The sequence below is a fragment of the Tsuneonella sediminis genome, from assembly GCF_051912845.1.
Lineage (GTDB): Bacteria > Pseudomonadota > Alphaproteobacteria > Sphingomonadales > Sphingomonadaceae > Tsuneonella > Tsuneonella sediminis.
The window spans coordinates 242,165-254,907 of record NZ_JBNCBU010000001.1 but is presented as its reverse complement, the minus strand read 5'-3'; the positions used below and the strand labels follow the sequence as shown (position 1 = coordinate 254,907).

The window sequence follows — 12,743 nt, the reverse complement described above, 5'->3', positions numbered from 1 at the left end:
CCCCGCGTTCCCGTTCGGCCGTGCTGACTGCCCTTGAACTTCCCCCCGTGCAAGCACTAGGCGCAGCGTCAATGGCGCACGACATCCACATCATCGGCGGCGGTCTCGCGGGTAGCGAGGCCGCCTGGCAACTCGGGCGGCGCGGCTTCAGGGTCCGCCTGTCCGAAATGCGCGGCAGCGGAGTGACGACGCCAGCACACCAGGGCGCGGGCCTCGCCGAACTCGTCTGTTCGAACAGCTTTCGTTCGGACGATGATGCGAAAAACGCGGTCGGGTTGCTGCACCACGAGATGCGGCGGCTCGACAGCCTCGTGATGCGCGCGGGCGAGGAGGCACGCGTTCCCGCCGGATCGGCGATGGCGGTCGATCGCGATGTGTTCTCCGCCGCGGTCGAGCGCGAGCTTGCGGCGCTGCCCGGCGTCGAGATCGTCCGTGAACGGATCGATGCCCTGCCCGCGGCGGGTCCCACGATCGTCGCCACCGGCCCCCTTACCGCCGCTTCGCTTGCCGAGAGCATCGCCGGAGCGACCGGGCAGGACAGCCTGGCTTTCTTCGACGCGATCGCCCCCATCGTGCACCGCGATTCGATCGACATGTCGGTCGCCTGGATGGCCGCGCGCTGGGACAAGGGGGGGAAGGATTACATCAACTGTCCGCTCGACAAGGAGCAGTACGAGGCCTTCGTCCAGGGTCTGCTCGACGGCGAGAAGACGACGTTTCGCGAGTGGGAAAAGGACACCCCGTATTTCGAAGGCTGCATGCCGATCGAAGTCATGGCCCAGCGCGGCCCCGAGACGCTTCGTTTCGGCCCGATGAAGCCGGTGGGGCTCGACAATCCGCACGCGGCCACGCCCGAGCATCCCAGCGGTCGCTGGCCCCACGCGGTCGTCCAGCTGCGGCAGGACAACAAGCTGGGCACGCTGTGGAACATGGTCGGTTTCCAGACGAAGCTGAAGCACGCCGAGCAGGTGCGCCTCTTCCGGACGATACCCGGCCTCGAGAAGGCAGAGTTCGCGCGCCTGGGCGGGCTGCACCGCAACACCTTCCTCAACTCGCCAATCGTGCTCGATCGCGAATTGCGGCTGCGCGGCGCGGAGCACATCCGCTTCGCCGGGCAGATCACTGGTTGCGAAGGCTACGTGGAAAGCGCCGCGGTGGGGCTGATGGCGGGGTTGATGGCCGGCGCCGAACTCGGCGGACGGCGCTGGCAGTCGCCGCCTCGCACCACCGCGCTCGGCGCGCTGCTGGCGCATATCACGGGCGACGCTGAGGCCGAGACGTACCAGCCCATGAACATCAACTTCGGGCTTTTTCCGCCGCTGGCGGACGTGGCGAAGAAAGCTCGCAAGGAAGCCTATACCGATCGCGCCAAGGCCGATCTGGGCAAGTGGATCGCCGCGCTCGAGCCGGAACCAGCCTAGCAGCGGCAGGCCGGCTTGCTCTTTGCGCGGCGGGGCGCGGTGGTCCGGAATTCGGTCATGTCGAGCTGATTATCGCCATTGGCGTCGGCACCCTCGAACCGGTCCACGGTGGCCACCGCCCACTCCTCGAAGTCCAGCAGGTTGTTGCCGTCCTTGTCGAGCTTGCGAAACGCAGTGCTGCGGGTGGAAAGCATTTCGTTGCGGCTGATGATGCGGTCGCGATTGCGATCGTAGCGGAAGAAGCGCTGCTCCTCCCGCGTGAGTTCGGTCGCTTCCGGGGGGGCAGGCCCCCTCAGGTCGCGCACATCTGCGGTCGGCAGGCTATCGGGGGTCGGGGCTTCGGGTTGGACCATGGGCGGCGGTGCGCCTTCCTCGACCGCGGCGCGGCCCTGCCACCAGAACAGTCCCACGGCGGCCAGCGCCAGCGCCAGGACCCCGCCCAGAAGCAGCCTGTTCATCCGCGCTTCTCCCTGATTCTTAGCTTCATCTCCATAGCCTAGCGGCCCGTCAAGCCAACCCGAAGCGCAACGAGCGGTGCCGCGCGTCCGGCGAGCACGGGTTCGCGCCTCGCGATCGCACGATCGGCAAGCGCACCCAGAACCGCGATGCCGCGCAGCTGCCGGGGCATCAATCCGGCCGGTTCGGTCGAAACCGCTACGGCAAACGCCTTTTCCCGTTCGGCCTCGTCGCGCGTGTGGCACGCAAAGTCTGCCAGCGCCCAGCGCCGCCCCGCCTTCGACGCGCTCTCCGCGCCACCCGATACGGCCTGCCCCTTCCGGGCCGCGGCGCCGAATGCGACCGCCCTTCCATCGGCGAATGCGGCGAGCGCCCGCTCCGACAGGGGATGCTCGCCGAGCAGTTCCTCCCATCCATCGACCAGCGCGATCAATTCGGCCTCCATCCCGGCGAGGTGTTCCCCGAGTGCAGCGAGCAGAAGATTCCCCGCCGGGCGTGCGTTGGGCGGCTCGCCCAGACGGTCACGCCACCAGGCAAGCCTGACCTGCGCGAGCACGCCCTCGCGCGCCTGCGACACCACCCGCGCGAGGTGGGCGTCGAACGCGAACACCGTCTCCCACGCCTGGCGGGTGTGCGCCGGCTGCCAGGCAAGCGCGATGCGTAGCGCCGGCTGGATCGTCTCACCGGGCCCCATCAAGTTGTCTTTCGTCGGTGCGCCTTACCAAGCCGACCGATAGGCTGTGAGGGCTGCATTTCGTTAACCCTGTCGTTTCGCACTCCGCTTACCCCCCCTGGCTATGACACCTGTGAGAAACCCTATGCGTAACGAGGATTGCTGACCATGGGAGCGATCGCCGATTGCTACAGAAGGCTGCGGAAGGATCGGAGCGGAAACGCGACGATGCTCACCGCCGTCGCGCTGCCCGCGCTGATCGGCGCCGCCGGTTACGGCGTGGACACGGCGCAGTGGTACATGGTCCAGCGCGAATTGCAGCACGCGGCCGACCAGGGCGCGATCGCCGGGGCATGGACGCTGGCCTACAAGGATACCGGCTCGACCTACGACAGCCGGGCGCGCAAGGAATTCGCCAACAACCTCGGCATTGCCAAGAAGTATGCTACGACGATTACGCCCAACGTCACCCGCGGGAACTTCCAGGGCGGGATCAACAACTCGGTAGTCCTCAACGCCGAAGTCTCGGTCATGCTTCCGTTCTCGAAGATGATGAGCACCACGCCGACGGTCATCCGCGTGGCCTCGGAAGCGGCGTTCGCGGCGGGGACCGTGCACAAGGCCTGCCTGCGGACCCTGAAGAAGGGTGCCAGCGGCACCTTCCAGGTAGGCAACGGCGCTACCGTGATCGCGAACTGCGGCGTCATCGCCATCTCGTGCGAGCCCGAGGCAATCCGGATCGACGAGAACGCGACGATCGAGATTGCGAAGATCACCGCGTGCAACACCGATGCCGCCAAGTTGCCGTCCAGCTTCACCGGCGAACTCGTGGTGGACAGCTCCATCGGCAATTTCGTCAACGAACTGTTCGGCCCCACGCCCCCGTCGGACGCTCCCAAGCCTGCGTACGATTGCAGCAAGGCCCCCAAGAAGGGAACCTATACGGTCGCGCCGGGCGTCTACGAGCAAGGGATCAAGGTCGCCTGCAGCACGATCTTCTCCCCGGGCATCTACTACGTGAAGACAGAACTCGATCTCACGCATAACGCGATCGTCAGCGGCTACGGCGTCATGTTCGTCCTGATGAACGGCGCGACCCTCAAGCTCGGGGGCAGCGGCGCGAACGGCACGGGCGCCGGTGGTACCATCAAGAGCAGCCTCAACCTGACTCCTCCCACCTACGCCAAGCTGATCGAACTCGGTTATTCCGAAGACTTCGCAAAGAAGTACGAGAACGTCCTGATCATCGCGGACAACACGACTTCGGAAACCGATCACATCATAAACGGCAACGCCAACATGCACATCCAGGGCAAGATCCACCTGCCCAAGGGCAACGTGAAGGTGAATGGCGGCGCCAAGGCGGCCGACGGGGTCTGCTTCCAGATCACCAGCTATACGCTGGACGTCTCGGGCGGCGCGTACCTGTACACGCTGTGTTCGCAGGAGGAGACCCAGTCGCTCGAGAGCACGCCCGGCGTGAGGCTGATCTCGTGATGCGCGCGCTCTCCCGGCTCTTTTCCTGCACGCGCGGGACCGCCGTGATCGAGACGGCGCTGGTCGCCCCGGTTCTGGCCATCATGGCGGTTGGCACGTTCGAGGCCGGCACGATGGTCCAGAAGCAGCAGGAACTGCAGAGCGCCGCGTCCGAGGCGGAGGCCATCATCCTTGCCGCGGCAGCGGGCTCGGGCGTCAATTCGACCCAACTCAAAGACATGCTGGCCGTTTCGACCGGCTTGCCGAAGGCCAACATCACGTTGGCCGCCAAGTTTCGGTGCAACAATGCCGACAGCCTTGTGAACAGCGCGTCGAGCTGCGGCAGCGGGCAACGCGCGTACGAGTTCGTGCAGGTCACTTTCACTTCGCGCTATACCCCGACGTGGGCATCGTTCGGGCTGGGATCGGCGTTCGACTACACCGTCACCCGCACGATCCAGGTGGGCTGAGCGATGCCGGGGTTCTTCGGCCGCCTGCTGTCGGACCGGCGCGGGGCCACGCTCGTCGAATTCGCGGTGATCGCGCCGGTACTGATCACGATGCTGCTCGGCGTCGTCCAGGTGGGGCTGTGGATCCAGGCGTACAATTCCGTCCGCAACACCGTGAACGACACCGCCCGCTTCGCGATGGTTGAATACCAGCGCGGCAACAAGATTTCGGACGAGGCAATCGAGAACCGCGCCAGCCAGATCGCGGTCGGCGCCAAGTACAATCTCGATGCGGGGCTGGTGATCCCGGCGGTGACCGCCAAGACGACGCAAGTGAACGGCATCAAGCAGCGCCGTCTGGTAATCTCCTACCAGGCGCCGGAGTTCATGCCGCTCGCCTCGGTGGTGTCACCCAACATCCAGTATGGCCGCGACATCTACCTTTACGACAAGTCGGCAGTCGTCGGCGGCACCTGATCCTAATGGGGCAGGGTCGGGAAGCCCGCACCACCGGGGCGTCCGTGCCAGACTAATCGCGATAACAGACCTTTTTCGCCGCCGCGACGATACGCGGGGCGTCGATCAGCGCGAGCTTCTCGAGGTTTGCCGCATAGGGAAGCGGAACGTCCTCGTCGCAAACCCGGAGCACGGGGGCGTCGAGGTGGTCGAAACCGTCCTCCATGCAGACCGCCATCACTTCCGATGCGATCGAGCAGGTCGGCCAGCCTTCTTCGGCGATGACCAGGCGATTGGTCTTGGCGAGCGAGGCAAGGATCGCCTCCTTGTCGAGCGGACGCAGCGTCCTGAGATCTATCACCTCCGCATCGATCCCCTCGCCCGCGAGCGTTTCGGCGGCCTCGAGCGCGAGGCCCACGCCGATCGAGTAGCTGACGATCGTCACGTCGCTGCCTTCGCGAACGATCCGCGCCTTACCGATCGGCAGGACCCAGTCGTCCACGTCGGGCACGTCGAAGCTGCGGCCGTAGACCAACTCGTTCTCGAGGAAGACCACGGGGTCCTCGCTGCGGATCGCCGCCTTGAGGAGGCCCTTGGCATCGGCCGCGTCGTACGGCGCGATGACGATAAGGCCGGGCACGCTGGCGTACCAGGGGCCATAGTTCTGGCTGTGCTGCGCGCCCACCCGGCTCGCCGCGCCGTTGGGGCCACGGAACACCACCGGACAACGCATCTGGCCGCCCGACATGTAGTTCGTCTTGGCGGCCGAGTTGATGATGTGGTCGATCGCCTGCATCGCGAAGTTGAACGTCATGAACTCGACGATCGGCCGCAGGCCGCCCATCGCGGCGCCTGATCCGATACCCGCAAACCCGTACTCGGTAATCGGCGTGTCGATGACCCGCTTGGGACCGAATTCGTCGAGCAGGCCCTGAGTCACCTTGTAGGCACCCTGGTACTGGGCGACCTCCTCGCCCATCACGAACACCCGGTCGTCGGAGCGCATTTCCTCTGCCATCGCGTCGCGGAGCGCCTCGCGCACCGTGACCGAGGTCATCGACGTGCCGTCGGGGATTTCCGGGTCGCGCGCGGGCTGCGTCGTGGGGGTCTTCGCGATCGCAGGCTCGCCCGGCTCGTCGCGCCCGACGTCCTTGCCTTCGCCCGGCACGTCCTCGACCGCGGCGGACGGTGCGGCTTTCCCAGCCGCGTCTTCGCTGCCCTCACCCTGCATCGTGGCGATCACTTCGCCCACCTTCACGTTCTCGGTACCCTCGGGAACCACGATCTTGCCGATCGTCCCTTCGTCCACGGCCTCGAACTCCATCGTCGCCTTGTCGGTTTCGATTTCTGCCAGGATGTCGCCGGCCTGGACCTCGTCGCCTTCCTTCACCAGCCAACGGGCGAGCGTGCCCTCTTCCATCGTGGGCGAAAGGGCGGGCATCTTGAGTTCGAGGGCCATCAGTAGCTCTCCACCAGGACGTCGGTGTACAATTCGCTCGGCTCCGGTTCGGGTGAATTTTCGGCGAAGTCGGCGCTTTCGGACACCTGTGCCCGAATGCGCTTGTCGATGTCCTTCAACTCATCCTCGCTCTTGCCGCGCTCGAGCAATTCCTTTTTCGCGCGCTCGATCGGGTCGTTGTGCTCGCGCTGGTCCTGCACCTCCTCGCGCGTGCGGTACTTTGCCGGGTCGGACATCGAATGGCCCCGGTAGCGGTAGGTGTTGAGTTCCATCAGCACCGGGCCGTTGCCCTCGCGCACATGGCCGAAGGCGACTTCGGCGGCCTGGCGCACCTCCAGCACGTCCATGCCGTTCACGTCCATGCCGGGAATCCGGAACGCGGTTCCGCGGCGATAGAACTCGGTCTCGGCGGAGCTGCGCGCGGTGCTGGTCCCCATCGCATACTGGTTGTTCTCGATCGCGAAGACGATCGGGAGCTTCCACAGCGACGCCATGTTCATCGTTTCGTAGACCTGGCCCTGGTTCGCCGCACCGTCGCCGAAATAGGCAAGGCACAAGCCGCCATCACCGCGGTACTGGTGAGCGAGCGCCAGCCCGCCGCCGAGCGCGACCTGCGCGCCGACGATACCGTGCCCGCCGTAGAACCTGTGCTCGGTCGAGAACATGTGCATCGACCCGCCCTTCCCCTTGCTGATCCCGGCCTCGCGCCCGGTCAGCTCGGCCATGATGACCTTGGGGTCGATCCCGTAGGCCAGCATGTGACCGTGGTCGCGGTATCCGGTGATGACGCTGTCGAGGCCTTCGGTCAGCGCCGACTGCAACCCGACGGCGACCGCCTCCTGCCCGATATAGAGATGACAGAAGCCGCCGATCAGTCCGAGCCCGTAGAGTTGCCCGGCGCGTTCCTCGAACCGGCGGATGAGCAGCATCTGCTCATACAATTCCAGAAGTTCGTCGTCCTTGGCGTTGTATCGCGGGGATTTCGCGCGCCGTTCCTGGAGTGAGTGCAGAACGAAATCGGGGTCCTGGGCCGGCGACTTCGATCCCGCCGGCTTGGCCTGGGCCTTCTTCGCGGGGGCGGTCTTGGGGGCTGTGCTCTTGCTGGCTGACTTGGCCAATGGGAGGTCCTCAGATCTGGGCTGCCGGGGAGGTAGCGGGATATGCCGAGCCTATGGCGCAAGCCCCGCGCGCGCGCAATGCACGTGCATACGAAAACCCGCTTTCCGTAACGGCTGAGGCTTAATCCGGGCGCTTGTCGGCCGGATCGAGGAGGATGACCACCTCGTCGGGATGGACGACGTTGAGGTCGCGCCGGATGAGTTCGCCGACGAAATCGGGATCCGCGTGCCTGGGGTTGAGCGCATCGACCTGCAGTTTCAGTTCATCGCGTTCGTGGGTGAGCGCCGCGATCTGCGCCTTGCGCTGATCGAGGAGCCGAAGGTTGTCACCCCACGCGAGCAACCCGCTTGGGCCGACAATCGCCAGCCCGCCCAGGACAAGAAGCAGGACGAGGGCAATCCCCTGGGTCAGCCGTTCCTTCGGCGATTCTATCCGGTGGCCCTCGCGCGTCATGGCTGCGACAGAATCACAGTTAACCCTGCGGTTCAAGCAGTTTCGGCAACGCATTGCGACATGACGTGAAAAGCCCGGGCCGACCGAATGGTCTGCCCGGGCTTCCCTGATGGACCCCGCCGACGGGGGGGCGGGTCAGATGAGGCGGGGTCTCGGGGATCCTACTCGGCCGGCGCTTCCTTGGCCTGGCGGCGGGCGGTCTTTTCGAGCTTGCCCTCGCCCATTGCCGACACCAGCAGCGATCCTTCGCCGGTGAAGTTGGCCGCGGGCACCGTTGCCGGTCCGTCGTCGGTCATGACCACCAGCTGCTGGACGCGGCCGCGGCCGTCCGCGATGACGTCGGCAACGGTTCCGATCCGGTCACCGTCGTCGTCGCTCACCGGCATGCCCGGGGCGATGTCGAAGGTGCCAGCACCCTGACCGGCAAGGCTGCCCGCGAGAGCGAGCTGCCCGGCGGCGCCGGAGAACAGGGCATTCGCGCTGCCCGACGCGGCGCCCGTCGCCGACCCGGCAACACCCGCGGCAAGACCCTGCGCCCGGCCGGCTGCGCCGCCTGCGGTTTCGACCGCCGCGTTCGCCGTGCCGCGTACGGTTCCGGCAACGCCGCCGACGGCGCCGCGCACCGCGTCCGTGCCGATGAGCTGCGCGTCGCCGCTCACCGAGCCGCTGCCCTGCGCACTGCCCGAGCCAGACCCGCCGAGGTTGCCGACAGGGGAAGCGATTGCCTGGTCCAGCGAGCCGGAACCTTCCGCCGAAGCTTTGCGATCGGCCGAAACGCGGCCCGACTTGCGATCGACCCTGGTGGTTCCTTCGGTCGCACCACGCGCCGAACCGGTCGTGCGGGTGGCGGTCTCGATCGAACGCTTAGGCAGGTTCAGCGAACCGGCACCGTTCAGAGTTCCGCCGATGGCGCCGCCAAGGCCGCCGCCACCAAGCAGCTGGGCCTGCGCGGGTGCCGCGGCAAGCAGCAGCGCGGCGGAAGTGAGGAAGATGGCTTTCATCGGTCTGATCCTTTTTCGTTTTCGCGGCGGGGAGGCTTTTCGCCGTCCCTCAAACCGAAAACGGATCGCCGGCCGGGATCCATCCATCGACCAGGAAAAAAGTTTCTTACGACCTGATAATCAACGGCATTTCCCGCACACCAGACCGCGGCCATAGGTGTCGTCGGGACCCTTGCGGCCCAGATCGACGGCTTCGTCGTCGAGCTTGCGCCGCCAGTTCTCTTCCCCGGCTGCGGCTATCCGCGCCGCAACGAGTGGGGCGGCGAACGATGTCCCCCGCAGCTTGACCATCCGCCCCCTCGCGTTCGCCCCCGCTATGTCAGCCCCTGGCGCGGCGTAGTCGAGATCCAGCGCACGACCGGCCTCGATCAGCGCGCGATTGCGCCCGTCCACGGCGGTTACGGCAACGACGCCGGGATAGCTCGCCGGATAAGCGGGCGGCGCCGCCGGGCCGTCGTTGCCGACCGCGGCTACGATCGTCACGCCCTTGCCCTGGGCAGCCTTGATCGCGCGGCCGAGCAACGGGTTGTCGGGACCGACAAGGCTCATCGTGATTACCCGCGCGCCGCCCGCGACGAGCCAGCCCAGCCCGCGCGCCACCGCGGTAGCGCTACCTCCCGCCGGGTCCCTGCCGTACACGTCGGCCACAGCGACATTGCGTACGCCTGCCCGTCGCAACAGCGAAACAACCGCACTGCCGTGATCGCTGGCCACCGGCGCACCCGCCGCGAAACCCCTGGTGGCTGATACCGCCAGGCTGGAAGTCGCCGCCCCGTCAATCACTCCCACCCGGGTCGAGATCGCTTCCGCCTGCGAGCGGCTGGCAACCATGCCGCTCGAACGTCCGGCCTGTTCGAACACGTGATCCGGGCTCCACTCGACGCCCGGCGCCACCCGCTCGATGACGGCGCCGATATCGCGCAGGCGCAAGCCTGCGGGGACGGACAGGCGGGTTACCACGATATCGAGGCCTTCGATCTCCTCTTCACCGATAGTCCCGAAGCCGAGCGTCCCCAGCGCCCGCACCGCCGTGTCGGAAGGTCCGAAAAGCAGGATTTCGCCGCGCCTGGCCGGGTAACCCTCACGATCGAGTTCGAGCACCTCCGGGTTGGCGCGGACAAGCCGGTCGAGACGCACCTCGCGCAGCTCGGCGAGCCGGCGGCCGGCATCGGCCAATACCGGCTCGGCGGACCGGGTGACCCGATCGACCACGCCCTGGACCGGAGACGTCGGCAGCGGCAGGGCGGGCAGAGCAAGCTGGGCCGCTGCGGGAGCGGCGAGCAGCAAGACTGGCAACATTATCCTGAAAATCGGCAATCGCATCGTTCACCCGCTTACTTTTTTCCGCTTAACAGGGATGGAACGAGCGGGACCATCCGTTTCATCCATGGAAACCCGCCGAACAGGAAGGCCAGAACCAATCGCCAGCGGCTTCGAAGACGAGATGGTCGCACTTCTCCCGCGCTTGCGCCGGTTCGCAAGCGGGCTGACGCGCGACCGCGCCGACGGCGACGACCTGGTGCAACTAACGGTGGAACGGGCGCTCGATTCGCGAGCGCAATGGCAGCCCGGCACGCGGCTCGACAGTTGGATGATGAGGATCATGCGGAACATCTGGATCGACGAGGGACGCAAGACGACCCGCCGGGCTCAGACCTTCGTCAGCGAGGACGCCGGTCTTTCGGTTGGCGGCGACGGGGGGCAGGAAGCTGCCGCCACACTGGGCGATGTCGGGCGCGCGATGAACCGCCTGCCCGACGACCAGCGCGAAGCGGTCATGCTGGTCCTGGTCGAAGGCTACAGATATGCCGAGGCGGCGGAGATCGTCGGGTGTCCGGTCGGCACCCTGACGTCACGTCTCGGTCGGGGGCGCGAGGCGCTGATGCAGATGCTGGGAGAAGCGGCATGATCTGCGACGCTGACACGATCCGCGCGTTCGTCGACGGCGAACTCGACGATCTCCCGGCGGCGCGGATCGCGCGCGAGGCCCAGTCCGATCCCGAGCTTGCCGCCGCCATCGATGCCGAGCGCCGCCTGCGCGACACGCTGGGCGCCCATTTCGGCGCCGTGCTGGCCGAACCAGTGCCCGAGCGGCTGTCCGCGCCGATCGAGGCAGCCCGCAAGGTCGTATCACTGGACGCGGCCCGGGAACGCCGGAGCTTTCTCAGTGCACGAACGCTGCGCTGGGCCGGCCCTGCGATGGCTGCAGCGCTGGTACTCGCAGTCGCGATTCCAGCGATCCGGCAGGGCGGGCCGACCGAGACCCGCAACGGGCTCACCTTCGCCTCGAACGAACTTGCGCAGGCGCTCGACACCCAACTCGTCGAAGACCAGCGGCAGGGCAGCGATACCCGGGTCCTGCTGAGCTTCGCCGACGCCGATGGCACGCTCTGCCGCGGGTTCGCCCGGGCCGACCTGTCGGGCATTGCCTGCCGCGAGGATGGCGGGTGGCACCTGCGCATCCAGCGCGACGGGGTCGACGTATCGGCGAACGATTACCGCCAGGCGGGATCGGTCGATTTTGCGATCATGGCCGCGGCACAGGACATGGCGGCCGGACCCGCGTTCGATGCGGCCCAGGAGCGCGCCGCCCGGGCCCAAGGGTGGCATTCCCGCTGATCCGTTGCGGAACTTCAGGGGCGGCGGCGCATATCCTTATCGATGAGGGATTCCCGATGAGCGCCGCCCAGCCGTCCATCCAGCCCCTGGAAACGCTCCAGGTGCAGCTAGTCGAAATGGGCCGCGACCTCGTCCGCGCGCTTCCCAACGTCGCCATCGCGCTGGTCGTTCTGCTAATCACCTGGCTGGTTGCCAGATTCGCGACGCGCATAGCCAGCGTGCTTATCGGGCGGTCGGCGCTTCGCCCCAGCCTCCGAAATCTTATCGATACCCTCGTGAAACTGGTCATCTGGCTGGCCGGACTGATGATCGCGCTGGTCGTTGTGATGCCCGGGTTCACGCCCGCGAGCGTGATCGCCGGCCTCGGCATCGGCGCGGTCGCGATCGGGTTTGCATTCCAGGATATCTTCGAGAACTTCCTGGCCGGCGTGCTCATCATGCTGCGCGAGAAGATGCGCATTGGCGACGTCATCGAATGCGAAGGGATCGTCGGGAAGGTCGAGCACATAACCTTGCGCGAGACGCACGTGCGAAAGCTGTCGGGCGAAGTCACGCTGGTTCCCAATTCGATCCTGTTCAAGAACCCGGTGATGATCGTGACCGACGAAAGCCAGCGAAGGCACGAACTGGTGGCCGGGGTATCGTACGACACGGATCTCGACCGGGCTGCCGAGGTCATCCGCCGCGCGGTCGAAGGCGTCGATGGCGTCGATACCGACAAGGGTGTCGACGTGTTCGCCCAGGAGTTCGGTTCGAGTTCGGTGGACTTCAAGGTGCGCTGGTGGTCGGGATCGAAACCGCGCGACATGTGGGTAAGCCGCGACAAGGTCGTCCGCGCAATCAAGCGTGCGCTCGACGACGCGGGCATCGAGATTCCCTTCCCTTACGTTACCCACACCTTCAAGGAGCGCGTTCCGGTGGGGAATGAACCCGGCGAGGCAGCCTAAGAGCGATTGTCACGGTGCGGGGGTGCCGATATGGCGCTTCGCGGAAGCGCCCGTAGCTCAGCAGGATAGAGCACCAGATTCCTAATCTGGGGGCCACAGGTTCGAATCCTGTCGGGCGCACCAGACTTCCGGCGTGAAGTGATGAGATCGGGTGGCAATCGGGCACCGGCACCTTCCCGCTTCGTTTGACCGCCGAAGTGCCAACTGAGGAAAG

Annotated in this window: 14 protein-coding genes and 1 tRNA gene; 8 read left to right on the top strand and 7 right to left on the bottom strand. The window is 66.4% G+C overall.

Going from position 1 to position 12,743, the window contains the following annotated elements; all coding sequences use genetic code 11:
* Nucleotides 1–71: 71 nt before the first annotated feature.
* Nucleotides 72–1,421, top strand: a complete 1,350-nt coding sequence (gene trmFO / locus ACPV3N_RS01300; RefSeq protein WP_440113557.1) for a methylenetetrahydrofolate--tRNA-(uracil(54)-C(5))-methyltransferase (FADH(2)-oxidizing) TrmFO — start codon at nt 72–74, stop codon at nt 1,419–1,421.
* On the opposite strand, the gene ACPV3N_RS01295 is transcribed toward trmFO, so the two are convergent.
* A complete protein-coding gene (locus ACPV3N_RS01295) occupies nt 1,418–1,879 on the bottom strand; it encodes an EF-hand domain-containing protein (protein ID WP_440113554.1) in 462 nt (153 codons plus the stop codon). The genes trmFO and ACPV3N_RS01295 overlap by 4 nt on opposite strands.
* 38 nt (nt 1,880–1,917) lie before the next feature.
* A complete protein-coding gene (locus ACPV3N_RS01290) occupies nt 1,918–2,571 on the bottom strand; it encodes a hypothetical protein (protein ID WP_440113551.1) in 654 nt (217 codons plus the stop codon).
* A 207-nt stretch (nt 2,572–2,778) separates the two neighbouring features.
* On the opposite strand from ACPV3N_RS01290, the gene ACPV3N_RS01285 reads away from it, so the two are divergent.
* Genes ACPV3N_RS01285 through ACPV3N_RS01275 form a run of 3 tightly spaced genes read left to right on the top strand, consistent with a single transcriptional unit; the run spans nt 2,779 to nt 4,952 of the window.
* Nucleotides 2,779–4,047, top strand: a complete 1,269-nt coding sequence (locus ACPV3N_RS01285) for a pilus assembly protein TadG-related protein (RefSeq protein ID WP_440113548.1) — start codon at nt 2,779–2,781, stop codon at nt 4,045–4,047.
* Nucleotides 4,047–4,496 (top strand): TadE/TadG family type IV pilus assembly protein, encoded by a 450-nt coding sequence (locus ACPV3N_RS01280; RefSeq protein ID WP_440113545.1) that lies wholly within the window; start codon nt 4,047–4,049, stop codon nt 4,494–4,496. Before ACPV3N_RS01285 ends, ACPV3N_RS01280 begins: the two co-directional genes overlap by 1 nt.
* 3 nt (nt 4,497–4,499) lie before the next feature.
* Entirely contained in the window at nt 4,500–4,952 is a 453-nt protein-coding gene (locus ACPV3N_RS01275) for a TadE/TadG family type IV pilus assembly protein (protein ID WP_440113542.1), read from the top strand.
* Between the two features lie 52 nt (nt 4,953–5,004).
* Here the strand turns inward: ACPV3N_RS01275 and ACPV3N_RS01270 are convergent, their stop codons facing one another.
* The 5 genes from ACPV3N_RS01270 to ACPV3N_RS01250 all read right to left on the bottom strand — a co-directional run bounded on the left by ACPV3N_RS01270 (nt 5,005) and on the right by ACPV3N_RS01250 (nt 10,262).
* Complete coding sequence (locus tag ACPV3N_RS01270) at nt 5,005–6,390, bottom strand: pyruvate dehydrogenase complex E1 component subunit beta (protein WP_440113539.1); 1,386 nt, start codon at nt 6,388–6,390, stop codon at nt 5,005–5,007.
* Nucleotides 6,390–7,400, bottom strand: a complete 1,011-nt coding sequence (gene pdhA, locus ACPV3N_RS01265) for a pyruvate dehydrogenase (acetyl-transferring) E1 component subunit alpha (protein WP_440117389.1) — start codon at nt 7,398–7,400, stop codon at nt 6,390–6,392. The genes ACPV3N_RS01270 and pdhA overlap by 1 nt, the downstream gene beginning before the upstream one ends.
* Before the next feature lie 229 nt (nt 7,401–7,629).
* Nucleotides 7,630–7,962, bottom strand: a complete 333-nt coding sequence (locus tag ACPV3N_RS01260; protein ID WP_440113537.1) for an FtsB family cell division protein — start codon at nt 7,960–7,962, stop codon at nt 7,630–7,632.
* A 161-nt stretch (nt 7,963–8,123) separates the two neighbouring features.
* Complete coding sequence (locus tag ACPV3N_RS01255; RefSeq protein ID WP_440113534.1) at nt 8,124–8,963, bottom strand: hypothetical protein; 840 nt, start codon at nt 8,961–8,963, stop codon at nt 8,124–8,126.
* Between the two features lie 120 nt (nt 8,964–9,083).
* Nucleotides 9,084–10,262: a S8 family serine peptidase gene (locus ACPV3N_RS01250; protein ID WP_440113531.1), complete on the bottom strand. Its 1,179-nt coding sequence runs from the start codon at nt 10,260–10,262 to the stop codon at nt 9,084–9,086.
* 145 nt (nt 10,263–10,407) lie between these two features.
* On the opposite strand from ACPV3N_RS01250, the gene ACPV3N_RS01245 reads away from it, so the two are divergent.
* The 4 genes from ACPV3N_RS01245 to ACPV3N_RS01230 all read left to right on the top strand — a co-directional run bounded on the left by ACPV3N_RS01245 (nt 10,408) and on the right by ACPV3N_RS01230 (nt 12,652).
* Nucleotides 10,408–10,872: an RNA polymerase sigma factor gene (locus ACPV3N_RS01245; protein ID WP_440113529.1), complete on the top strand. Its 465-nt coding sequence runs from the start codon at nt 10,408–10,410 to the stop codon at nt 10,870–10,872.
* Nucleotides 10,869–11,582, top strand: coding sequence for an anti-sigma factor family protein (locus tag ACPV3N_RS01240; protein WP_440113526.1), 714 nt, complete (start codon nt 10,869–10,871; stop codon nt 11,580–11,582). Before ACPV3N_RS01245 ends, ACPV3N_RS01240 begins: the two co-directional genes overlap by 4 nt.
* Nucleotides 11,583–11,638: 56 nt before the next feature.
* Entirely contained in the window at nt 11,639–12,529 is an 891-nt protein-coding gene (locus ACPV3N_RS01235; protein WP_440113523.1) for a mechanosensitive ion channel family protein, read from the top strand.
* Between the two features lie 46 nt (nt 12,530–12,575).
* Nucleotides 12,576–12,652 (top strand) — tRNA-Arg (locus ACPV3N_RS01230).
* Nucleotides 12,653–12,743: the final 91 nt, after the last annotated feature.

What these genes read in the sequence shown, in the direction of transcription:
- ACPV3N_RS01295 (WP_440113554.1), bottom strand. Translation starts at nt 1,879, where the DNA reads ATGAACAGGCTGCTTCTGGGCGGGGTCCTGGCGCTGGCGCTGGCCGCC.
- ACPV3N_RS01275 (WP_440113542.1), top strand. Translation starts at nt 4,500, where the DNA reads ATGCCGGGGTTCTTCGGCCGCCTGCTGTCGGACCGGCGCGGGGCCACG.
- ACPV3N_RS01270 (WP_440113539.1), bottom strand. Translation starts at nt 6,390, where the DNA reads ATGGCCCTCGAACTCAAGATGCCCGCCCTTTCGCCCACGATGGAAGAG.
- ACPV3N_RS01290 (WP_440113551.1), bottom strand. Translation starts at nt 2,571, where the DNA reads ATGGGGCCCGGTGAGACGATCCAGCCGGCGCTACGCATCGCGCTTGCC.
- ACPV3N_RS01260 (WP_440113537.1), bottom strand. Translation starts at nt 7,962, where the DNA reads ATGACGCGCGAGGGCCACCGGATAGAATCGCCGAAGGAACGGCTGACC.
- ACPV3N_RS01255 (WP_440113534.1), bottom strand. Translation starts at nt 8,963, where the DNA reads ATGAAAGCCATCTTCCTCACTTCCGCCGCGCTGCTGCTTGCCGCGGCA.
- ACPV3N_RS01235 (WP_440113523.1), top strand. Translation starts at nt 11,639, where the DNA reads ATGAGCGCCGCCCAGCCGTCCATCCAGCCCCTGGAAACGCTCCAGGTG.
- trmFO (WP_440113557.1), top strand. Translation starts at nt 72, where the DNA reads ATGGCGCACGACATCCACATCATCGGCGGCGGTCTCGCGGGTAGCGAG.
- ACPV3N_RS01250 (WP_440113531.1), bottom strand. Translation starts at nt 10,262, where the DNA reads ATGTTGCCAGTCTTGCTGCTCGCCGCTCCCGCAGCGGCCCAGCTTGCT.
- ACPV3N_RS01285 (WP_440113548.1), top strand. Translation starts at nt 2,779, where the DNA reads ATGCTCACCGCCGTCGCGCTGCCCGCGCTGATCGGCGCCGCCGGTTAC.
- ACPV3N_RS01245 (WP_440113529.1), top strand. Translation starts at nt 10,408, where the DNA reads ATGGTCGCACTTCTCCCGCGCTTGCGCCGGTTCGCAAGCGGGCTGACG.
- ACPV3N_RS01280 (WP_440113545.1), top strand. Translation starts at nt 4,047, where the DNA reads ATGCGCGCGCTCTCCCGGCTCTTTTCCTGCACGCGCGGGACCGCCGTG.
- ACPV3N_RS01240 (WP_440113526.1), top strand. Translation starts at nt 10,869, where the DNA reads ATGATCTGCGACGCTGACACGATCCGCGCGTTCGTCGACGGCGAACTC.